General features: G+C 37.8%; 24 protein-coding genes. 22 read left to right on the top strand and 2 right to left on the bottom strand.

Translation table 11 applies throughout. The features are described from left to right. The first annotated feature begins 4 nt into the window (after positions 1–4). The 9 genes from QM877_RS05570 (at position 5) to QM877_RS05610 (ending at position 7,741) form a co-directional block, all read left to right on the top strand. Positions 5–385 carry a RidA family protein gene (locus tag QM877_RS05570; protein ID WP_001140424.1) on the top strand — a complete coding sequence of 127 codons (381 nt, stop codon included), beginning with the start codon at positions 5–7 and terminating at the stop codon, positions 383–385. Positions 386–436: 51 nt separating this feature from the next. Continuing rightward, a complete protein-coding gene (gene rapZ, locus QM877_RS05575; protein ID WP_414310935.1) occupies positions 437–1,327 on the top strand; it encodes an RNase adapter RapZ in 891 nt (296 codons plus the stop codon). After that, complete coding sequence (locus QM877_RS05580; protein WP_414317804.1) at positions 1,324–2,301, top strand: YvcK family protein; 978 nt, start codon at positions 1,324–1,326, stop codon at positions 2,299–2,301. Before rapZ ends, QM877_RS05580 begins: the two co-directional genes overlap by 4 nt. Next, positions 2,298–3,209, top strand: a complete 912-nt coding sequence (gene whiA / locus QM877_RS05585; protein ID WP_375555735.1) for a DNA-binding protein WhiA — start codon at positions 2,298–2,300, stop codon at positions 3,207–3,209. The genes QM877_RS05580 and whiA overlap by 4 nt, the downstream gene beginning before the upstream one ends. A 309-nt stretch (positions 3,210–3,518) precedes the next feature. Then, a complete protein-coding gene (locus QM877_RS05590; RefSeq protein ID WP_414317805.1) occupies positions 3,519–4,214 on the top strand; it encodes a lantibiotic protection ABC transporter ATP-binding protein in 696 nt (231 codons plus the stop codon). A 3-nt stretch (positions 4,215–4,217) separates the two neighbouring features. After that, positions 4,218–4,955, top strand: a complete 738-nt coding sequence (locus QM877_RS05595; RefSeq protein WP_414317806.1) for a lantibiotic immunity ABC transporter MutE/EpiE family permease subunit — start codon at positions 4,218–4,220, stop codon at positions 4,953–4,955. Then, entirely contained in the window at positions 4,955–5,692 is a 738-nt protein-coding gene (locus QM877_RS05600; RefSeq protein WP_414317807.1) for a lantibiotic immunity ABC transporter MutG family permease subunit, read from the top strand. The genes QM877_RS05595 and QM877_RS05600 overlap by 1 nt, the downstream gene beginning before the upstream one ends. Positions 5,693–5,711: 19 nt before the next feature. Then, positions 5,712–6,371 carry a response regulator transcription factor gene (locus tag QM877_RS05605; RefSeq protein WP_315639467.1) on the top strand — a complete coding sequence of 220 codons (660 nt, stop codon included), beginning with the start codon at positions 5,712–5,714 and terminating at the stop codon, positions 6,369–6,371. Further along, positions 6,362–7,741: a sensor histidine kinase gene (locus QM877_RS05610; RefSeq protein ID WP_414317808.1), complete on the top strand. Its 1,380-nt coding sequence runs from the start codon at positions 6,362–6,364 to the stop codon at positions 7,739–7,741. The genes QM877_RS05605 and QM877_RS05610 overlap by 10 nt, the downstream gene beginning before the upstream one ends. 364 nt (positions 7,742–8,105) lie before the next feature. On the opposite strand, the gene QM877_RS05615 is transcribed toward QM877_RS05610, so the two are convergent. Continuing rightward, positions 8,106–9,074 carry an NAD(P)/FAD-dependent oxidoreductase gene (locus QM877_RS05615; protein WP_414317809.1) on the bottom strand — a complete coding sequence of 323 codons (969 nt, stop codon included), beginning with the start codon at positions 9,072–9,074 and terminating at the stop codon, positions 8,106–8,108. Between the two features lie 133 nt (positions 9,075–9,207). Between QM877_RS05615 and cdaA the strand changes: the two genes are divergently transcribed. From cdaA to QM877_RS05680, 13 genes are all read left to right on the top strand, one after another. Next, positions 9,208–10,065, top strand: a complete 858-nt coding sequence (gene cdaA / locus QM877_RS05620) for a diadenylate cyclase CdaA (RefSeq protein WP_414310930.1) — start codon at positions 9,208–9,210, stop codon at positions 10,063–10,065. Then, entirely contained in the window at positions 10,052–10,843 is a 792-nt protein-coding gene (locus tag QM877_RS05625; protein WP_414317810.1) for a YbbR-like domain-containing protein, read from the top strand. The genes cdaA and QM877_RS05625 overlap by 14 nt, the downstream gene beginning before the upstream one ends. A 25-nt stretch (positions 10,844–10,868) precedes the next feature. Then, positions 10,869–12,218 (top strand): phosphoglucosamine mutase, encoded by a 1,350-nt coding sequence (glmM, locus tag QM877_RS05630; RefSeq protein ID WP_414273909.1) that lies wholly within the window; start codon positions 10,869–10,871, stop codon positions 12,216–12,218. Between the two features lie 65 nt (positions 12,219–12,283). Then, positions 12,284–12,658 (top strand): DUF1149 family protein, encoded by a 375-nt coding sequence (locus tag QM877_RS05635; RefSeq protein WP_001050093.1) that lies wholly within the window; start codon positions 12,284–12,286, stop codon positions 12,656–12,658. Positions 12,659–12,661: 3 nt separating this feature from the next. Continuing rightward, entirely contained in the window at positions 12,662–13,510 is an 849-nt protein-coding gene (locus QM877_RS05640) for a DegV family protein (RefSeq protein WP_414317811.1), read from the top strand. Between the two features lie 173 nt (positions 13,511–13,683). Beyond that, complete coding sequence (dapB, locus tag QM877_RS05645; protein ID WP_414317812.1) at positions 13,684–14,451, top strand: 4-hydroxy-tetrahydrodipicolinate reductase; 768 nt, start codon at positions 13,684–13,686, stop codon at positions 14,449–14,451. After that, on the top strand, positions 14,448–15,647 hold the full coding sequence (locus tag QM877_RS05650; protein ID WP_414317813.1) for a CCA tRNA nucleotidyltransferase: 1,200 nt from the start codon (positions 14,448–14,450) through the stop codon (positions 15,645–15,647). The genes dapB and QM877_RS05650 overlap by 4 nt, the downstream gene beginning before the upstream one ends. Further along, positions 15,644–17,512, top strand: coding sequence for an ABC-F family ATP-binding cassette domain-containing protein (locus QM877_RS05655; protein WP_414317814.1), 1,869 nt, complete (start codon positions 15,644–15,646; stop codon positions 17,510–17,512). Before QM877_RS05650 ends, QM877_RS05655 begins: the two co-directional genes overlap by 4 nt. Next, positions 17,512–17,796 carry a hypothetical protein gene (locus QM877_RS05660; protein WP_414317815.1) on the top strand — a complete coding sequence of 95 codons (285 nt, stop codon included), beginning with the start codon at positions 17,512–17,514 and terminating at the stop codon, positions 17,794–17,796. Before QM877_RS05655 ends, QM877_RS05660 begins: the two co-directional genes overlap by 1 nt. A 36-nt stretch (positions 17,797–17,832) precedes the next feature. Continuing rightward, positions 17,833–18,117, top strand: coding sequence for a hypothetical protein (locus QM877_RS05665; protein WP_414317816.1), 285 nt, complete (start codon positions 17,833–17,835; stop codon positions 18,115–18,117). 122 nt (positions 18,118–18,239) lie between these two features. Then, positions 18,240–18,752 (top strand): adenine phosphoribosyltransferase, encoded by a 513-nt coding sequence (locus QM877_RS05670; protein ID WP_414317817.1) that lies wholly within the window; start codon positions 18,240–18,242, stop codon positions 18,750–18,752. Positions 18,753–18,944: 192 nt separating this feature from the next. Beyond that, complete coding sequence (gene metA / locus QM877_RS05675; RefSeq protein WP_414317818.1) at positions 18,945–19,889, top strand: homoserine O-acetyltransferase MetA; 945 nt, start codon at positions 18,945–18,947, stop codon at positions 19,887–19,889. Positions 19,890–19,897: 8 nt separating this feature from the next. Further along, entirely contained in the window at positions 19,898–20,572 is a 675-nt protein-coding gene (locus QM877_RS05680; RefSeq protein WP_414317819.1) for a DnaD domain-containing protein, read from the top strand. Positions 20,573–20,808: 236 nt separating this feature from the next. Here QM877_RS05680 and QM877_RS05685 read toward each other — a convergent pair whose 3' ends face one another. Then, complete coding sequence (locus QM877_RS05685; RefSeq protein ID WP_414317820.1) at positions 20,809–22,260, bottom strand: alpha-amylase; 1,452 nt, start codon at positions 22,258–22,260, stop codon at positions 20,809–20,811. Between the last annotated feature and the right edge of the window lie 154 nt (positions 22,261–22,414).

The following is a 22,414-nucleotide window of genomic DNA, read 5'->3' on the forward strand; positions in this document are numbered from 1 at the left end:
ACAAATGGCAAAAACAATTCATACAGATAAAGCTCCAAAGGCAATCGGACCTTACGTTCAAGGGAAAATCGTGGGCAACCTTTTGTTTGCTAGCGGTCAAGTTCCACTATCTCCTGAAACTGGAGAAATCGTAGGAGAAACAATCCAAGAACAGACAGAACAAGTCTTGAAAAATATTGGAGCTATTTTAGCAGAGGCAGGAACAGACTTTGACCATGTTGTTAAAACAACTTGCTTCTTGAGTGATATGAACGACTTTGTACCTTTTAACGAGGTTTACCAAACAGCCTTTAACAAGGAATTTCCAGCTCGTTCAGCTGTAGAAGTAGCTCGTCTTCCTCGCGATGTAAAAGTCGAAATTGAAGTCATCGCAGAGATTGGATAAGCGAGTTGAAGTTTGGTTCTTCCAAACTTCTTTTGATATAAGGAGACAATGATGACAAAGAAACAACTTCACCTGGTGATTGTTACAGGGATGAGTGGTGCAGGAAAAACTGTAGCTATTCAATCCTTTGAAGATTTAGGATATTTTACCATTGATAATATGCCACCTGCCCTCTTACCAAAATTTTTACAGTTAGTTGAGACCAAGGATGATGATCATAAGTTGGCCCTAGTGGTTGATATGCGTAGTCGTTCTTTCTTCTCAGAGATTCAGGCCGTCTTGGACGAATTGGAAAACCAAGATGATTTGGACTTCAAGATTCTCTTTTTGGATGCTGCTGATAAGGAATTGGTGGCACGCTATAAGGAAACTAGAAGAAGCCACCCTCTTGCAGCAGATGGTCGTATTTTGGACGGGATCAAGTTGGAACGCGAACTCTTGGCTCCACTGAAAAATATGAGCCAAAATGTCGTTGATACTACTGAACTAACCCCTCGTGAACTGCGTAAGACGATTGCTGAACAGTTTTCAGATCAAGAACAAGCTCAGTCCTTCCGTATTGAGGTCATGTCTTTTGGCTTTAAATACGGCATTCCCATTGATGCAGACTTAGTTTTTGATGTCCGTTTCCTCCCAAATCCCTACTATCTACCAGAACTTCGTAATCAAACAGGTGAAGACCAGGCAGTTTACGACTATGTCATGAAACATGAGGAATCCGAAGACTTTTACCGCCATTTATTAGCCTTGGTTGAACCAATCTTACCAGGCTATAAAAAAGAGGGTAAATCTGTCTTAACCATTGCAGTTGGTTGTACTGGTGGTCAACACCGAAGTGTTGCCTTTGCCAAGCGTTTAGCAAATGATTTGTCTAAAAATTGGCCAGTAAATGAAAGTCATCGTGATAAAGACCGAAGAAAGGAAACGGTAAACCGTTCATGAGAAAACCCAAAATTACGGTGATTGGTGGAGGAACCGGAATCCCTGTTATTTTAAATAGTTTAAGGGAAAAGGATGTGGAAATTGCAGCCATTGTAACCGTTGCGGATGATGGCGGTTCTTCAGGCGAATTGCGTAAAAATATTCAACAGTTGACACCTCCAGGGGATTTACGTAATGTCCTTGTGGCCATGTCAGATATGCCAAAATTCTATGAAAAGGTCTTTCAATACCGTTTTTCTGAGGATGCAGGTGCTTTTGCTGGTCATCCATTAGGAAACATTATCATAGCTGGCTTATCTGAAATGCAGGGTTCAACCTATAATGCTATGCAATTACTGAGTAAATTTTTCCATACGACAGGAAAGATTTATCCATCTAGTGACCATCCTTTGACACTCCATGCCGTCTTTAAAGATGGAACAGAAGTAGCTGGAGAAAGTCACATTGCAGACCATCCAGGCATGATTGACCATGTTTATGTCACCAACACTCTAGACGATGAGAAACCGCAGGCTAGCCGTCGAGTTGTCAATACAATTCTTGAGAGTGATATGATTGTCTTAGGGCCTGGTTCACTCTTTACTTCGATTTTGCCTAATATTGTTATTGAAGAAATTGGTCAGGCGCTTCTGGAAACCAAGGCTGAAATTGCCTATGTCTGCAACATCATGACCCAGCGTGGAGAGACCGAGCATTTCACAGATAGTGATCACGTAGAAGTCTTGCATCGTCATTTGGGTAGACCATTTATTGATACAGTACTCGTCAATATCGAGAAGGTTCCGAGGGATTATATGGATACCAACCGTTTTGATGAGTATTTGGTTCAGGTTGAGCATGATTTTGAAGGTTTGCGTAAGCAAGTCCCACGTGTCATTTCATCCAACTTTCTACGCTTGGAAAATGGGGGAGCCTTTCACGATGGTGATTTAATCGTAGATGAGCTCATGCGTATCATACAGGTGAGAAAATGAGTTTTACAGTAGCAGTAAAAGAAGAAATTTTGGGTCAGCACCATCTGAGTCGCCACGAACTATCTGCCATTATTAAGATGTCTGGTAGTATTGGTTTATCGACTTCTGGATTGACCTTGTCCGTCATTACAGAAAATGCCAAGTTAGCCCGTCATCTCTATGAATCTTTTTTGCACTTCTATGAGATTAAATCAGAAATTCGTCACCATCAGAGAAGTAATCTTCGTAAAAATCGAGTCTATACTGTTTTTACGGATGAGCGAGTCCAAGAACTACTCAGTGATTTGCACTTGGCAGACTCCTTCTTTGGACTAGAGACTGGTATTGCGCCTGAAATTCTAGCAGATGAGGAAGCCGGTCGTGCCTATCTCTGTGGAGCCTTTTTGGCAAACGGAAGTATTCGGGATCCAGACTCTGGTAAATACCAGCTTGAGATCAGCTCAGTCTATCTGGACCATGCCCAAGGGATTGCGGCGCTTCTTCAGCATTTCTTGTTGGATGCCAAGGTGATTGAACGAAAAAAAGGTGCAGTGACCTATCTTCAGCGTGCTGAGGATATCATGGACTTTCTCATAGTTATTGGAGCCATGCAGGCGCGTGATACTTTCGAAGGCATCAAAATCTTACGTGAAACTCGTAATGATCTCAATCGTGCTAATAATGCAGAGACGGCTAATATTGCTCGGACGGTTTCAGCAAGCATGAAAACCATCAACAATATCAGTAAAATCAAAGATAGAATTGGCTTGGATAATCTTCCAGCAGATTTGCAGGAAGTCGCTCGTCTGAGGATCCAGCATCCAGACTATTCTATCCAGAAGCTGGCAGATAGTCTGACAAATCCCTTAACCAAAAGTGGTGTTAATCATCGCTTGAGAAAGATCAACAAAATCGCAGAGGAATTGTAAAATATAATATATTGATATTCAAAAAAGATATATCGAGATTGATGTTTAAAAAATTTTTAAAATAACCTCAAATTTAAAAAATTCTACTGAAGTTTCATTCAGTAGAATTTTCATTTTCAGAGGATTCGTTGTTTTAATAGATTAAGGTTCTAGATAGAATACTAAAAATTTCAAATTTTTATTTTTAATCTTCATTAAATTGAGTAGTTATAGTTTATTTTTTTTAAATCAATAAAAGTTATGTATTTTCTTTATAAAATCTTTAAATTTATATTTTATTATTGAAGTGTAAATTTAAGGAGGATCAAAATGGAAAAAAATATTTTAGAGACAAGGAATTTGTCAAAGAAATTTGGGAATCAACTTGTAGTGAATAATATTTCATTACAAGTGAAAGAGAATTGTATCTACGGATTACTTGGTCCAAATGGTGCTGGGAAATCAACAACACTAAAGATGATAACAGGAATGCTCCATAAATCGTCCGGAGATATTATATTTAATGATCATACATGGAGTAGAAATGATCTCGAACAAATTGGTGCCTTGATAGAGCTACCTCCGTTATATGAGAACTTAAGTGCAAGAGAAAATTTAAAAGTTAGAACAATGTTACTTGGATTACCCGAATCAAGAATTGATGAAGTTCTAAAAATCGTTGGTCTATCAAATACAGGTAAAAAAAGAAGTGGAAAATTTTCTTTGGGAATGAAACAACGATTAGGAATTGCAATAGCACTGTTAAATAATCCTAAATTATTAATTTTAGATGAACCAACCAATGGCTTAGATCCATTGGGAATTCAAGAATTAAGGGAGATGATTCTTGGCTTTCCAAAACAAGGCATTACAGTAATTCTATCCAGCCATAATATTTCCGAAGTTGAGCAAGTTGCAGATTATATCGGAATAATATGTGAAGGTGAATTAAAATACCAAGATATAAAAAACTCTCAAGAAAGTTTAGAAAATTTATTCTTGGAAGTAGTAAAGAAGGAGAATTAAAAAATGATGAATTATATTCTTGGTGATTATTTAAAATATAAAAGAACTTTTTTAAAAAAAATAATCTATATAATACCTATATCTTTGATAATTCTTTCTTATATACTGGCACCACCATATTTTACAGTAGATTCATATAATTGGTGGTATACTATAATTATGCCAATTACTTATGCACTGATTCCTGCTTTAATGAATCGATACGAAGATAAAAAAATAAAATATAGGGCAGTTTATCCTCTAAGTATTGATTTAAGAAAGATTTGGATATCAAAAATTATTGTAGCAAGCTGTTTGATTCTGATGACAAGTTTGGTTCATTTGATAGCAGTTTTAATTGTGCAATTTATTTTTGGAAAACAAATATTTTTAAGCTATAGCTTTAGTACTTTATTAGTTTCGAGTATAGTATTAGTGGTATCAAGCATATGGCAAATTCCATTTTGCCTACTATTAGCTAAAAAGTTTGGTTTTTCTATTAGTCTTATGATAAATGGTTTACTAGGTGTTGTACTAGGAATTATGTTTTCTGCTGGAGATTATTGGTTGTTTTCCCCATATAGTTGGAGTATAAGAGCTATGGTTCCAATGCTGAAAATTATGCCAAATGGACTACCAGCAGATGCAGGAAATATGATGTTAAACACATCAATTTTGCCTCCATGTATCTTCTCAATTCTGTTATTTCTTCTATTATCTTACTTATCATCTATTTGGTTTGCAAAACAGGAGGTGGGATAGTGATAAATATTTTAAAGTCTGAACTATATAAGATAAAACATACTTGGTTACCCTGGTTATATCTGTTTCTCCCAATACTATTTGTGATTATGATATATGCTGGTTTTAAATTTACGAGCCTAAGTAGGTATTCAATTGAGGATGTCACATTAAATTATTTGATTACGTTAGGTGCATTGTTCCCGATTATTATTGGTTTTATTACTGCAAAGGTAATAGAAATGGAAGCAGAAGCAGGTTGTTTTCAGATAATGTTAACTGGTTCGCAATCAAGAACTAGTATGTATATTGGTAAGTTATTATCCTTATTGTTGTGTGCATCTCTATCACTTGTTATACTCCAAAGTAGTTTTTTGATGTTTTTTAATTATCAAGAATTTTATGATTTGATATTGGAATCAGTCTTAATGATTATCGGAGTTGTTCCGTTATATTTAATACATCTGGTTATTAGCCTCAGATTTGGGAGTGGTGCCTCTATTGGTCTTGGTTTCTTTGAAACATTGATAGCTCTGCTTGCTGTTACAAGTATGGGGGATAAGATTTGGTATTACATACCAAGTTCTTGGTCTTCAAGACTTTGTGGTCTTTATTTTGTAGATAAAATATCTGGTGAAAACTTATTTTATTATGATTTTTTTAAATGGTCTTTAGTTGCAACACCAATGATAGTTGTAATTTTATTTGTAAGTTTGATTTGGTTTAGTAAATGGAACGGCAGAACTAATATGGAATAGAAATGAAGGTGGGAATAGGATGGTGAAAATATTAGCTATAGATGATGAAATGGATCTCTTAGTTTTAATCAAAAATATTTTAACGCAAAAATTATATCATGTAGATATTTTTCAAAATCCAACAGAGGTGCCTATTTCTAAATTATCAGAGTATGATTTAATTTTATTAGATATAATGATGCCAAAAATCGATGGTATATCTTATTGTAAATCTATTAGAGATAGAGTAGACTGTCCCATCTTATTTTTAACTGCAAAATCTTTGGAAAGTGACATTGTTTCGGGTTTATCAACAGGAGCTGATGATTACATTCTAAAACCTTTTGGGGTAAACGAATTAATTGCGAGAGTTGATGCTCATTTACGTCGAGAAAACCGAGAGAGACATTTAAGTTTAAATCTTGGAGAAATTAGATTTGATTTATCAGCGAATATAATTTATGTAAATGATAAGAAAATTCCTTTTACAAAATCTGAGTATCGAATTTGTGAACTTCTGGCACGTAGGCGTGGGCAAGTATTTTCAAGAGAACAGATTTATGAGATGATATTTGGATATGATGGAATAGGTAATTCTTCAGCTATTTCAGAACATATTAAGAATATTCGCGCAAAATTACAGAAGGAAGGTGTATCTCCAGTTGTAACTGTATGGGGAATTGGATATAAATGGGAATAAAATTAAAAGGGCAATCGCTCAGAATAATATTTTTAGAATATCTAATAAGTGTAGGAATTGTACTGTTTCTTTCAGTTGGTTTAGTAATTCTGATGTTCACCACCATGTATTCATTAGGATTTATTTTACCTGCCGATTACACAGAAAATCAAATTTATGAGAGGAAGAATGCGATAGCCAATACAGAGACTTTTGATAAAAATCTTATACCAGATAATACTTCATATCTATTAATTTCAAAGGATGGGAATATCATTACTAGTTCAATGAGTAAAGATGAAGAAGATAGAGCAATTCGATACTATAATAATGAGAAAGTATATAATACCCCATCTTATAGCTATATAGAAATTTTACGAAATGACGGTTATTGTATTATTCAATATTCAGTAAAACCCTATTTTACAAATAAATTTATGGCAAAATATTTTCCTAATGTCAATGCAGTGTATCTCAGTATTCTTATTTTAGTTAGTTTACTAAATACATTGGTTGTTACAATAGTATGGGCTAAATATCTTGTAAAACAACTCTCACCTATATTAGCTGCTTCCGAAAAAATATCAGAACAAACTTTAGATTTTGAACTGCATTATTCAAGAGTCAAAGAATTTAATGAAGTTCTATTTAGTTTGGAGAAAATGAGAGATGCTTTGCAAGAGTCATTAATCAAAGAGTGGATACAGGAAGAAAATAAGCAAAAACAGATTTCTGCTTTGATACATGACTTGAAAACCCCAGTATCTATTGTTCAAGGAAATGCTGAGTTGCTTAAAAAGACATCTATGACAGAGGACCAGAGTATTTATATAGATTATATACTGAGGAATAGCAATAGAATATCTGAATATATAAAAACACTTCTAATCATGAATAAGAATTCTAATGCTACTGAATACCAGCCACAATCGTTGGCAGTAAAAACTGTATCAGAACAATTGGTAACAGTTTCTAAAGAACTAATGTCAATTAATTCTAACAATCTAAAAACTAATGTAGTAGTTGAAGATGGTATAATGAGTGTAGACTTGAAACTCTTAGAGAGAGCATTACAAAATGTCTTAGCGAATTCAATTGAAAATAATAATGGAATAGTTACATTGGAATTGAATATAAAAACTGTAGATAAATTTTTAGAAATATCAGTATTAGATAACGGAAAAGGTTTTTCTGATATCGATTTAATTCACGCAAAAGAACAGTTCTATCGTGGAGATTATAGCAGGCATTCTGCAACCAATTATGGTATTGGACTATTTATTACTGAACAAATAATTAAATTACATGGTGGATCAGTAATCTTGAAAAATAGAGAAGCTTGTCGTGGTGCGAAAGTTAAATTTATATTACCGATACAGATTAACACTTAACTTATATAATAATTAATCTAACAGCCACTAACATCAAATTTTATAACATATTCATAACTGTATTTAACGTCAATTTGTAAATGTTAACTTCGAAGTTTCACCACAAATTACACTAGGATAGAATATTATCTAGTATTACTCATACGGTGCACAGAGTTTGTTAGTCTTAATATGTCGGAATAAGGGAAATATTAAAAAATTAATCAATAAGTATTAAACTTTCTAAAAAAAGCAAATAAATGAGGTTAGTGGAAAAGTCTTTAAAATCACAAAAACGCATAATCGCAAGATCTTTAGATACTTGTTATTATGCGTTTTATCATGAAATTTTACTTGATTTTTTAATAAAATTGAAAGTTTGACATTATAAACTTGTTGAGTGTTTTGGTTGAACTTTTTGTTCTGGGTCAATGTAGTTAATGGCATTGTTGACAGCAGTTGGTGCTTCCCCAAGACCTGTCGCAATCAAGTCAATCTTACCTTCGTAGTAGCAGCAGTCACCGATAGCGTAAATTCCAGCTTGGCTTGACTCTTGCTTGCTATTGACGATAATCTTGTGGCGGTTCAGTTCTAATCCCCATTTTTTAAGATTACCTACAGAAGATTTAAAGCCATAGTTGACAAAGAGGTGGTCCAATTCAATGCTTTCAGTCTCATCGAATTTAACTTTTGTAATTTCAAGCTTGTCTAAAGTTTTTCCATCTCCAAGAAGTTGACTCGGCACAAATGGTGTTTTGATAGTCACAGAAGACTCTTGCAAGGCTCGGACGCTATGCTCAAGTGCACGGAAGTTATCGCGACGGTGAACAAGTGTAGTTGGAGCAATCTTTTCAAAAGCTAAAGCCCAGTCAACGGCTGAGTCACCACCACCCAGAATGGTTACCTTCTGACCAGCATATTGTTGAATGTTAGAAACGTGGTAGTGGATATTGTCATAGCCTTCAACACCTTCTAATTCGAGTGGACGTGGTTTAAAAGCACCACCACCCATAGCAATAATAACGGTTTTAGAAGTATGATTTCCCTTATTAGTTGTAATCTTAAAAACATCATCCTCTTTTTCAATCTCAAGAACAGTTTCATTGAGGTGAACAGGTGTCTCAAACCCTTCAAGTTGTTCCAAAAGGCGGTTAGTCAATTCTTCCCCTGTGAGGTTTGGAAAACCTGGAACATCGAGAATTTGTTTTTCAGGATATAGGATGGCAGGTTGACCACCTAGTTGAGGAAGAGAATCGATGATTTGTACTTTGGCTTGACGAAGGTGAGCATAAAAGGCTGCGAAAAGACCGACAGGTCCACCTCCTACAATGGTAATATCAAATAATTCAGACATGATTTCTCCTTAATAATTTCTATTTTCTTATTCTATCATATTTTCTGCTAATGTAAAATGAAGTAGGATGAAGAAAATTTTCATATAAAATGATATAATGAAGAGTAGCTTTTTTATGGAGAGGAGGCCTAGAATGAATTTTCAACAATTATCTAATCTTCAATACTGGTCTAGTTTATTTTCCAGTCCTTGGAGTATTCTGATAAATGTGATTGATATTCTTATCGTTGCCTATATCTTATACCAATTTACAAAATCAATTGCAGGAACCAAGATTATGATCCTTGTTCGAGGTGTTTTAGTTTTTATCTTAGCTCAGATAGCAGCAAATACCCTAGGCCTGACAACTATTTCCTGGTTGATCAATCAATTGATTACTTACGGGGTTATCGCAGCGGTAGTTATTTTCTCTCCAGAAATTCGGACAGGTTTAGAGCGTTTGGGACGTGCGACTGATTTCTTTTCAAGTACACCAATGAGTTCAGAAGAACAGATGATTCAGGCCTTTGTTAAAGCGGTAGAATATATGAGCCCGCGGAAAATTGGAGCACTTGTATCAGTTCAGCGTGTTAGAACCTTGCAGGAATATATTTCCACGGGGATTCCTTTAGATGCAAAGATTTCTGCAGAACTCTTAATCAATATCTTCATTCCAAACACACCTTTACATGATGGTGCAGTCATTATAAAAGGTGATCGAATAGCTGTAACATCTGCTTATCTTCCACTTACTGAAAACACTGGTATTTCTAAGGAGTTTGGAACGCGACACCGTGCAGCCATTGGTTTATCTGAAGTATCAGATGCCTTAACATTTGTTGTGTCAGAAGAAACTGGAGGCATTTCCATTACCTATAATGGTGTCTTTAAGCATGATTTAACGATGGAAGAATTTGAGGAAGAACTACGTTGTATACTGATTCCGGAAAATTCACAAGAGCCAAGCTTAACAGAGCGTATATTAGGAGGCTGGAAGAATGAAAAAAAATAGTTTATATATCATCTCCTCACTCCTCTTTGCTTGCGTTTTATTTATCTACGCTACCTCTATTAATTACCAAAATAATAATAATGCAAGATCGGCTCGAACAGAAACCTATACCAATACGGTCGTAAATGTACCGATTGATATTCAGTACGATAGTGAGCAGTATTTTATTAGCGGTTTTAGTTCAGAAGTAACGGTATTTTTAACTGGATCCAATCGAGTGACCTTGGCTAGTGAGATGCAAGAAAGCACTCGTAAATTTAAGGTTACTGCAGATTTAACACAGGCGACAGAAGGAACGGTTGAAGTACCCTTGACCATTGAGAATCTTCCGAGCGGTTTAACAGCCCTAGCAACACCGCAGAAAATCACCGTTAAAATTGGGAAGAAGGCAACACGGGATAATTTACCAGTCACTCCACAGATTGACTCTGGTAAGGTTGATGAACGGATTCTCATTGACAGTGTGACTGTTTCAGATGAACGCGTTTCAGTTACAAGTGATGTCGATACCTTATCTAAGATTGATAAGATTGTAGCTGTCTTACCAACGAGTGAAAAAATTACTGGAAATTATACGGGTTCAGTTCCCTTACAAGCTATTGATAAGAATGGAACAGTTTTACCAACGGTGATTACACCGTATGAAACAACCATGAAGATAACAACGAAACAAGCTAGATCAGCAAGTAGTTCTAGCTCATCAACGACAAGCTCATCTTCGGACAGTTCGTCTTCAACTGGTTCTGAAACCAAGCCAGACTCTTCAAAAAAAGATTAATAAAACAATAGAAAAGGATAAAAAAATGGGTAAATATTTTGGAACGGACGGAGTCCGTGGAGAAGCAAACGTAGAACTTACGCCAGAATTAGCTTTTAAATTGGGACGTTTTGGAGGTTATGTTCTCAGTCAACATACGACTGAAGCACCAAAAGTTTTTGTAGGACGTGACACTCGTATCTCAGGTCAAATGCTAGAAGCTGCTTTGATTGCTGGTCTCCTTTCAGTCGGAATTCACGTTTATAAACTAGGCGTTCTTGCAACACCAGCAGTAGCTTATCTTGTTAAAACTGAAGGTGCAAGCGCAGGTGTTATGATTTCAGCAAGTCACAATCCAGCTCTTGATAACGGAATTAAATTCTTTGGTGGTGACGGCTTTAAACTAGACGATGACAAAGAAGCAGAAATCGAAGCCTTGCTTGATGCAAGTGAAGATACTCTTCCACGTCCAAGTGCAGAGGGCTTAGGTACGGTTGTAGACTACCCAGAAGGTTTGCGTAAATATGAAGCCTACCTCGTTTCAACTGGAACTCCTCTTGAAGGGATGAAGGTTGCCTTGGACACTGCTAACGGAGCAGCTGCAACAAGTGCTCGTCAAATTTTTGCAGACCTAGGTGCTCAATTAACAGTTATTGGTGAAACACCAGATGGTCTTAACATCAACTTGAACGTTGGTTCAACTCATCCAGAAGCCTTACAAGAACTTGTGAAAGAAAGCCAGTCTGCCATTGGTTTAGCCTTTGATGGTGATAGCGACCGTTTGATTGCAGTTGATGAAAACGGAGAAATTGTCGATGGTGACAAGATTATGTACATTATTGGTAAATACCTTTCTGAAAAAGGTCAGTTGGCCCAAAACACGATCGTAACAACAGTTATGTCCAACCTTGGTTTCCATAAGGCCTTGGATCGTGAGGGTATCAATAAAGCAGTCACTGCTGTTGGAGACCGCTATGTCGTTGAAGAAATGAGAAAATCTGGCTACAATCTCGGTGGTGAGCAGTCAGGTCACGTTATCTTGATGGACTATAATACTACTGGTGATGGTCAGCTTTCAGCAGTTCAATTGACGAAGATCATGCAAGAAACAGGTAAGAGTTTGTCTCAATTGGCCTCAGAAGTGACAATTTACCCACAAAAATTGGTCAATATCCGTGTGGAAAATGCCATGAAAGAAAAAGCTATGGAAGTTCCAGCTATCAAGGCTATTATTGATAAGATGGAAGAAGAGATGGCAGGTAACGGACGCATCCTCGTTCGCCCAAGTGGAACGGAGCCACTCTTGCGTGTCATGGCTGAAGCCCCAACCACTGAGGAAGTAGACTACTATGTAGACACTATTGCTGAAGTTGTTAAAACTGAGATTGGTATTTAGTAAATCTAGCAGAAAATAAAAAAATATGGTACAATGGCAACTATATTGTACCAATGGAGATGAAAATGAATTTAAAACGTGAACAAGAATTTGTTAGTCAGTATCACTTCGATGCGCGTAACTTTGAATGGGAAAATGAAAATGGAGCACCTGAAACTAAGGTTGATGTAAACTTCCAGTTGCTTCAGCATGATCAAGAAAATCAAGTTACCTCTTTAGTAGTTGTTTTGAGCTTTATGATTGTCTTTGATAGATTTGTCATTAGTGGAACGATTTCTCAAGTCAATCATGTTGAAGGTCGTATTATCGACCAACCAAGTGATTTCAGCCAAGAAGAGGTTGAGACACTAGCTCGTCCATGTTTGGATATGCTTAATCGTTTGACTTATGAAGTAACAGAAATTGCCCTTGATTTACCGGGAATTAATTTGGAGTTTTAAGAAATGAAATTAGCGGTCATAACAGACTCATCTGCTTTTCTACAAGCGGAAACCTTGCGGAAAGAAGATTTATTTGTGCTAGACATTCCTGTGAATATCGATGGACAGGAGTATGTTGAAGGTGTAAATCTAACCGCTCAAGAATTTTATGAAAAAATGGCTTCAGCAAGCGAATTGCCAAAAACGAGCCAACCAAGTATTGCCAAGTTGGATGAAATTTTATCATCATTGAAAGATAAAGGCTATACACATGCTTTGGGGCTTTTCCTATCTTCTGGAATTTCAGGATTTCACCAAAATATCCAATATATGAAGGATGAATATGCAGGGTTAACCATTGCCTTTCCTGATACCCGTATTACAAGCGCTCCCCTAGGCTATATGGTTGAGAGTGTCTTTAAATGGGCAGAGCAAGGCGAAGAGTTTACTACCATTTTAGATCAGTTGGAAAATCAAATCCAGAAAACTTCAGCCTTTATCATGGTGGATGATCTTGACCATCTAGTTAAGGGGGGACGACTCTCTAATGGTGCAGCCATTTTGGGGAATCTCCTTAGTATCAAGCCAATCCTATATTTCAATGACCAGGGTGTGATAGAAGTATATGAAAAGGTTCGTACAGAGAAAAAGGCTACAAAACGTTTAGTTGAAATTGTTAAAGAAGCAACAGCTAATGGGAATTACCAGATTACTGTCATTCACGGGAATGCTCCTCAAAAAGCAGCAGATTTGCGCCAGCTTTTGATAGATGGTGGAGTGGCTACAGATGTTTCAATTGCAACCTTCGGTAGTGTTATTGGGACTCACCTGGGAGAAGGAAGTATTGCTCTGGGCTATACACCCATAATCTAGACTATTTTTCATGGATAGCTTACGTCCTTTGTATCTTAGAAATTGAACACGGACTACCTACTTACCTTTTGAAAAAAGATGTCTGTCTTGCCTTTCGTGTATAGTCAGCGCCATTCCCTATTTTTCATGGGCAACTAAGGTCCTTTGTATCTTAAACAGGAGTAGAGATTGAGATGAGTATTCGAGTAATTATTGCTGGTTTTAAGGGGAGAATGGGACAATCTGCTTGTCAGATGGTTTTGTCTGATCCTGAACTTGAACTAGTAGCAGTTTTAGATCCTTTTGAGTCTGCAACAGAATGGCAGGGAATTCCAGTATTCAATGATAAGGATGACTTGGCAGGTTTTGAGGCAGATGTGTGGGTGGACTTTACAACACCAGCTGTTGCCTATGAGAATACCCGTTTTGCGCTTGAAAATGGCTTTGCTCCAGTCGTTGGAACAACAGGTTTCACTAGTCAAGAAATAGAAGAACTAAAAGAATTTTCTCGTTCTAAAAACTTGGGTGGCTTGATTGCTCCTAACTTTGCCTTGGGTGCTGTCTTACTCATGCAATTTGCGACACAAGCTGCAAAATACTTCCCAAATGTAGAGATTATTGAGCTCCATCATGACAAGAAAAAGGATGCCCCGAGTGGAACAGCTATTAAAACAGCTGAATTGATGGCAGAAGTTCGAGAGTCAATCCAGCAAGGTGCGCCTGATGAGGAAGAACTCATTGCAGGTGCTCGTGGTGCTGACTTTGATGGTATGCGTATCCATTCGGTCCGTTTGCCAGGTTTGGTAGCTCATCAGGAAGTTATCTTTGGCAATCAAGGAGAAGGATTAACCCTACGTCATGACTCCTATGATCGTAGCTCCTTCATGACAGGAGTGAATTTAGGAATCAAAGAAGTTGTCAAGCGTCATGAGCTTGTCTATGGATTAGAACACTTATTATGAGATTAACACAAATGCCTTCTGAATTTCAGAAGGCTTTACCAGTATTAGAAAAAATTAAAGAAGCAGGCTTTGAAGCCTATTTTGTTGGAGGCTCTGTTAGGGATGCCCTACTCAATCGTCCCATCCATGATGTGGATATTGCGACGTCATCTTATCCAGAAGAGACTAAGCAGATTTTTCCACGGACAGCTGACATTGGCATTGAGCATGGAACCGTTTTGGTTTTAGACGGAGATGAAGAGTACGAAGTGACCACTTTTCGAACAGAAGATGTCTATGTAGACTACCGTAGACCAAGTTCAGTTTCTTTTGTTCGTTCGTTAGAGGAGGACCTCAAACGCCGAGATTTCACAGTCAATGCCTTTGCTTTGGATGAGACAGGTGAAATCATTGATTTGTTTAATGGCTTACAAGATTTAGAAAATCAAGTCCTGCGAGCAGTTGGTATAGCTAGTGAGCGTTTCAACGAAGATGCTCTACGTATCATGCGTGGATTTCGTTTTCAAGCTAGTCTTGGTTTTGAACTCGAGCAAGAAACCTTTGAAGCGATGAAGACCTTAACGCCACTCTTAGAGAAAATTTCTGTGGAACGTACTTTTGTTGAATTTGATAAACTTTTACTAGCTCTTCATTGGCGAGTAGGTCTGTCTTCTATGATTGCAAGTAAAGCTTATGATTATCTTCCAGATATGGCTGGTAGTCAGGACAAACTCCAATCTTTGTTTGACTTAGAGGCTGATTTTACCTTTGAATCTTCTGAGCAAGCTTGGGCAGCACTTTTATGGGTTTTAGAAGTGGAAGATGCTCAACAATTTTTGAAACATTGGAAAACTTCGCGTCAATTTGCCAAGCAAGTTCAAGATTTGCTAACAATCTTAGAACTTCGTGAAGAAGGAGAACTAAGCAAGCGCGATTGTTACCGCTTTGATCTAGATTTGCTTTTACAGGCTGAAAATCTTCGTCAGTCTCAAGGAAAAGAAGTCAATCCACAGGCTATCGAAGAGACTTACCACAGCCTAACCATCCATGATAAGAAAGAAATTCAAATCAATGGTGGGATTTTGATCAAAGAATATGGCTATCAACCAGGACCAGAAATGGGAGAAATTTTAGCAGAGATTGAGTATGCTATTGTGGATGGAGATTTGGAAAATAACTTGGAAGCTATTCATGCCTACTTGAGGGAGAAAAAATGAGTGATTTTATTGTTGAAAAACTAAGTAAATCCGTTGGGGACAAGACCGTCTTTAAAGATATTTCCTTTATCATTCATGACTTGGACAGAATCGGTCTTATCGGCGTCAATGGAACTGGAAAAACGACTCTTTTAGATGTTCTTTCAGGAGTTTCAGGTTTTGATGGTGACGTAAGCCCTTTTTCGGCAAAAAATGATTACAAGATTGGCTATTTGACTCAGGACCCAGATTTTGATGATAGCAAGACTGTCTTAGATACTGTTCTATCGAGTGATTTGAAAGAAATCCAGTTGATCCGTGAGTATGAATTGCTCATGCTCAACTACAGTGAGGACAAACAGGCACGTTTGGAAAGGGTTATGGCGGAGATGGATTCTCTCCAAGCTTGGGAAATTGAGAGTCAGGTCAAGACCGTTCTCAGCAAGTTGGGAATTCAGGATTTATCAACTCCCGTTGGAGCCCTATCAGGTGGTTTGCGAAGACGGGTTCAGTTGGCGCAAGTCCTTCTGGGCAATCATGATCTTTTGCTTCTTGATGAGCCTACCAACCACTTGGATATTGCGACCATTGAGTGGCTAACCCTCTTCTTGAAAAATTCCAAGAAAACAGTATTATTTATCACCCACGACCGCTATTTCCTAGATGCTCTTTCTACGCGAATCTTTGAGTTGGACCGAGCTGGTTTGACAGAATATCAAGGAAATTACCAAGACTATGTTCGTCTCAAGGCTGAACAGGATGAGCGCGATGCAGCGCTTCTTCACAAAAAGGAACAACTTTACAAGCAAGAATTAGCTTGGATGAGACGGCAACCTCAAGCTCGTGCGACCAAGCAACAGGCGCGTATCAATCGTTTCCATGACTTGAAGAAGGAAGTTTCAGATAATAGTGTTGAGACAGACTTAAGCATGAATTTTGAAACTAGCCGTATCGGAAAAAAGGTTATCGAGTTTAAGGATGTTTCCTTTGCCTATGACAATAAACCGATTCTGAAACATTTTAATCTCTTGGTTCAAGCCAAAGACCGTATCGGAATCGTTGGGGATAATGGTGTTGGGAAGTCAACCCTTCTTAACCTGATTGCAGGAAGTCTCGAGCCAACTGAAGGACAAGTTATCATCGGTGAAACAGTTCGTATCGCTTATTTCTCTCAACAAATCGAAGGTTTAGATGAAAGTAAGCGGGTTATCAATTACTTGCAGGAAGTGGCAGAAGAGGTTAAAACTAGCGGAGGCTCTACGACATCTATCGCGGAGTTATTAGAACAGTTCCTTTTCCCTCGTTCAACACATGGGACCTTGATTGAAAAGCTGTCAGGTGGAGAGAAGAAACGTCTGTACCTTCTCAAACTCCTCCTTGAAAAACCCAATGTGCTTCTCTTGGACGAGCCGACAAATGATTTAGATATCGCGACCTTAACTGTTCTAGAAAATTTCTTACAAGGTTTTGCAGGTCCAGTCTTAACAGTTAGTCACGACCGCTATTTCCTTGATAAAGTTGCGACTAAGATTCTTGCTTTTGAGAATGGTAGCATTCGTCCTTTCTTTGGACATTATACCGACTACCTAGATGAAAAAGCCTTCGAAGCAGAAGCGACAAATCAAGTTCAAAAGGCTGAGAAGGAAAAAGTCGTCAAAGTCCGTGAAGAAAAGAAACGCATGACCTACCAAGAAAAGCAAGAGTGGGCAAGTATTGAAGGTGACATCGAAGCCTTGGAAAACCGTATCTCAGTCATTGAAGAGGAAATGCAGGCCAATGGCTCGGACTATGGGAAGCTAGCTACTCTTCAAAAAGAGTTAGATGAAAAGAATGAAGTCTTGCTTGAAAAATATGAACGCTATGAATATTTAAGTGAGTTGGCGTAATGGAAGAAAAAATCATCAAATGGAGCAGTAAGAAAATCATTTGGACTATTGTTCTCTGCTTAGTTGAGTTAGCTTTTCTTCTTTGGATCCTATCTTTTATGATGACCTATCCCAAGGAGGCACCTGTGGGATTGGTGGCATTAAGACTCTTTGTCTTATTCTTAATCATCATTGTTGGATGGATTTTGTATGAACGTTTGCGACTTCTTTTTTCAGATAAAGAGTATTTGAAATGTACGGTCCAAGGTTTTTCCTATAAGCCACATCCTAAAAAAGATTGGTAGTTTTATTCCTGGGGGTAGGTAGAAACGTTTTCTCTTATGAGAATCAAGGGTGGTAGAAGTTCAAGGGATTTTTATACTATTGAAGTTCATTTTTATGACAAGGATTTTAAAAAATTCAACTCTTTATGGAATCGTCTACGAAGTAGATTTTTGACTGCAAAGCAAGCAAATGTTTTGAAAATCCCAATCTATTTGCTGGATGTTGGTTTACCACGCAGAGTATTTGAAACCATGTCCTACTTTGAGCGAGAGTGGCGCATCCAACAAAATCGTCAACGCAATCAAAAATCTAAAAGCAAAAAGAAGGAAAGATTTCATTAAACGAGCAATAGTTACAGATTTGATCAGAAGCCTTGGACTCAGTTTCCAGGGTTTCTTTCTATTTCTCTTTTCTAAGATTTATGGTATAATAGGGAGTAAAAACTTAAAAAGAAAGAAATGCTATGAACTTAAAAGATTACATTGCAAGTATTGAAAATTATCCACAAGAAGGAATTACATTCCGTGATATCAGCCCTTTGATGGCCAACGGAAATGCCTACAGCTATGCTGTTCGTGAAATTGTTCAATATGCTACTGACAAAAAGATCGATATGATCGTAGGACCAGAAGCGCGTGGATTTATCGTTGGATGTCCAGTTGCTTTTGAGTTGGGAATTGGTTTTGCACCTGTGCGTAAACCAGGAAAATTGCCACGCGAAGTCATTTCAGCTGACTACGAAAAAGAATATGGTGTTGATACTTTGACTATTCACGCAGATGCTATTAAACCAGGTCAACGTGTTCTGATCGTAGATGACCTTTTGGCAACAGGTGGTACTGTGAAAGCAACCATCGAAATGATTGAAAAACTTGGTGGTATCGTAGCTGGCTGTGCCTTCTTGATTGAGCTTGATGAGCTTAAAGGTCGCGAAGCTATCGGAGATTACGATTATAAAGTGCTTATGCATTATTAATGAAAAACAGTCCCTAGGGCTGTTTTCTCTTCATCTGATATAAAAAAAGGCTATATCTAGTTAGAGAAAAACTATAATTGAAAACTATATCTTCTTACAGTATAATAAAGGGAAGGACTTTCGTCAGCTGATTTTTCATTTGACGACTGTATGTTCGTTTGAGCCTAGAATTGATACAGTAAGGAGATTTCCATGCCGATTCGAATTGATAAAAAATTACCAGCAGTTGAGATTTTACGAACGGAAAATATTTTCGTCATGGATGACCAGCGGGCGGCTCATCAGGATATTCGACCACTGAAAATCCTGATTTTAAACTTGATGCCACAGAAGATGGTTACAGAGACTCAGCTTTTACGACATTTAGCTAATACTCCCTTGCAGTTAGATATTGATTTCTTATATATGGAAAGTCATCAGTCGAAAACAACTCGTTCTGAGCATATGGAGACTTTTTATAAGACCTTCTCGGAAGTTCAAGACCAGTATTTTGATGGCTTGATTATCACAGGAGCGCCGGTTGAGCATCTTCCTTTTGAAGAAGTGGACTATTGGGAGGAATTTACTCAGGTCATCGATTGGTCAAAGACTCATGTCTTTTCAACCCTGCATATTTGCTGGGGAGCACAGGCTGGCCTCTACTATCGTTACGGCGTAGATAAACACCAGATGGCTGAAAAGCTTTCGGGAATTTATCCTCAGGATGTTTTAAAAGAAGGTCATCTTTTGCTGAGAGGTTTTGATGATTTGTATGTGTCTCCCCATTCTCGTCATACAGAAATTCTCAAAGAGGACATTGTAAATAAAACCAATCTAGAGATTTTAGCATCTGGAAAAGAGGTGGGAATCTCTATCCTTGCAAGCCGAGATTTAAGAGAAGTTTATAGCTTTGGGCATTTAGAGTATGATCGTGATACGTTAGCCAAGGAATATTTTAGAGATCTAGATGCTGGTTTAGATCCCCATATACCAGAAAATTATTTCAAAAATGATGACATCCATGAACTTCCTTGTATGCGTTGGAGTTCCTCAGCAGCTCTCTTTTTCAGTAACTGGGTAAATTATGCAGTTTACCAAGAAACGCCTTTTGAGTGGAAGAGTGCAGAAGAAGATGTGTCTCATTTTGGATATTTATAAGAGGAATTATGACATATTTAGATGCTTTCAAATCAGGGAACTTGGTGCTACCAAGTGCTCTGCTCTTAAACTACAATCAACTGTTTTCATCAAGCGATGATTTCTTAGTTTGGCAATTCTTTTATTTACAAAATACAACAGCTTTAGGGGAATTGTCCCCAAGCCAGATTGCTGAGAAAATTGGCAAGCAAGTCTTTGAAGTCAATCAAGCGATTTCGCGCTTGACCGAAAAAGGCTTACTCCAATATCGTACGATTGAACTCAATGGAGAAATAGAAGTTATTTTTGATGCGACCCTTGCTTTAGAACGTTTGGACCAGCTTTTTGAAAAACAAGAACCAAGCCAAGTGGCACCCGCTAAAAATGATTTGAAAGACTTGGTGGAAACCTTCCAACAAGAACTAGGGCGTCTCTTGAGTCCTTTTGAGATCGAAGATTTAGAAAAGAGTTTGAAAGAAGACGGAACCAGTGCGAACCTAATCAAAGAAGCCTTACGTGAGGCCGTTTTGAATGGAAAGCCAAATTGGAAGTATATCCAGGCTATCCTACGAAACTGGCGTCATGAAGGCATTAAGAGTGTAGTCCAGGTAGAGGCTAAGCGTCAGGAGAGAGAAGCGACTAATCCTCAAAATGTTCAAGTTTCTGCAGATTTTCAAAATGCCATGGATCTTTGGAAAGACTAAATTTAAGTACTGATAATAGAAAAAATGCCTACAGACTAGAAAGAAAATCTAGCTTGTGGGCATTTTTTTTTTGTGTTTTATACTCAATGAAAATCAAAGAGCAAACTAGGAAGCGAGCCGCAGGTTGCTCAAAACACCGTTTTGAGGTTGTGGATAGAACTGACGAAGTCAGTAACACATATACGGCAAGGAGAAGCTGACGTGGTTTGAAGAGATTTTCGAAGAGTATTAATTGATTAGTTAGCCAGTCCCCATACACTAAGAGAGCGTTCTGTAACTGGGAAATCTCCATAACCTTCAGCATTGATGGTTACTTGGTCAGGATGGTTACCAAGCAAATCAACAAAGGTTTGGTCAGTCCATTCTTGACCGACGAACATGGTTTTAGAGTTTGCTTGGGCATTAGAAATCACGATGGCAAGTGGTGATTGATTTTCAGCTCCTGAACGGACCCAACCGATACAATTAGGATCATCAAGGTAGTCAATCTGCTCTCCGTAAGCCAAATCTTTTCGGATAGCAAGTAGACGGTCAAGAACATCTTTGAAATCTTGCTGAGCATATTGACCAGAAATACCGTAGTAGTCTCCGTAAAATACACATGGAAGCCCCTGCTCTCGCAAAAGAATGAGGGCGTAGGCTGCTGGTTTAAACCATTCTTCAACAGTAGACTCCAGAGCTTGACCTCGTTGGGTGTCATGGTTATCGACAAAGGTTACAGCTCGGTCTGGATTGAGTTGAACTAGACTATCCTCAAAGATGGTTGTCAAATCATAGTCTTCTCCAGATTTGCTTGCTTCAAAGAGATTTTGGTGAAGGCGAACATCGACAAGATCAAAGCGTTCTTCAATTTTATCGAGGTATTCTAGGTTGGCTTCTTTGTCTGGATTCCAAAATTCACCAAAAACATAAAAATCTTGACCATATTTTTCTTTGATATCGCGAATGAAGTTGCGCATAAAGAAAGAGTCTATGTGTTTAACTGCATCCAAACGGAAACCAGCTACACCAGTCGTTTTGATAAACCAATTTGCCCAATCGTAGATATTTTGTATGACTTCTGGATGCTTGAAATCTAGGTCTGCATACATGAGATAGTCATAGTTGCCATTTTCGTTATCAACTAATTCCTCGTTAGCCCAGCCTTTATTATCACCTTGAATCAAATAGATGCCAGACTTACGACGCTTGGCATCATAGTCAGTTCCAGTAAAGTGGTACCAGTGCCAGTGGAAGTCATTGTAGGTGTTTTGTCGTCCGTCAAAGGTAAAACCAGTCCAGCCATTGATGGTAAAAGGTTCGCCTAGTTCAACAGTTCTATCTTCTGGATCAACTTCGATGACTTGGAAAGATTCCAAATGGTCTGCAGCAGCCTTATGATTTAAGACGATATCAGCCATTGGTTGAATCCCATGAGATTTTAAAGTTTGGATGGCATGAAGATAGTCTTCTTTAAAGCCATACTTGGTACGTACAGTACCCTTCTGATTAAATTCTCCAAGGTCAAACAAGTCATAGACACCATAACCAACATCCTTTTCATTTGTTGCTTTAAAAGCAGGGGGCATCCAAATGTGACTAATGCCTAAGTTGGCTAGGTGTTCAGCGTCGTCAGCGAGGCGTGTCCAGTGCTGACCGTCGTGGGGGAGATACCACTCAAAATATTGCATTAGGGTTTGATTTTTCATAGTTGATCCTCTTACTTACAGTGATGAGAATTATTGTAGCATAAAGCTAAAGAATATGCAAACGTTTGCGCTATAATTAAACTCTTTGAATTTTATGTCTATTTTTCAATTGGAAGTGTTGAAAAACTATAAAAGAAAAATAGTAGGACTGATG

It is taken from the genome of Streptococcus infantis, from assembly GCF_047463655.1.
Classification (GTDB): Bacteria; Bacillota; Bacilli; order Lactobacillales; family Streptococcaceae; genus Streptococcus; species Streptococcus infantis_Z.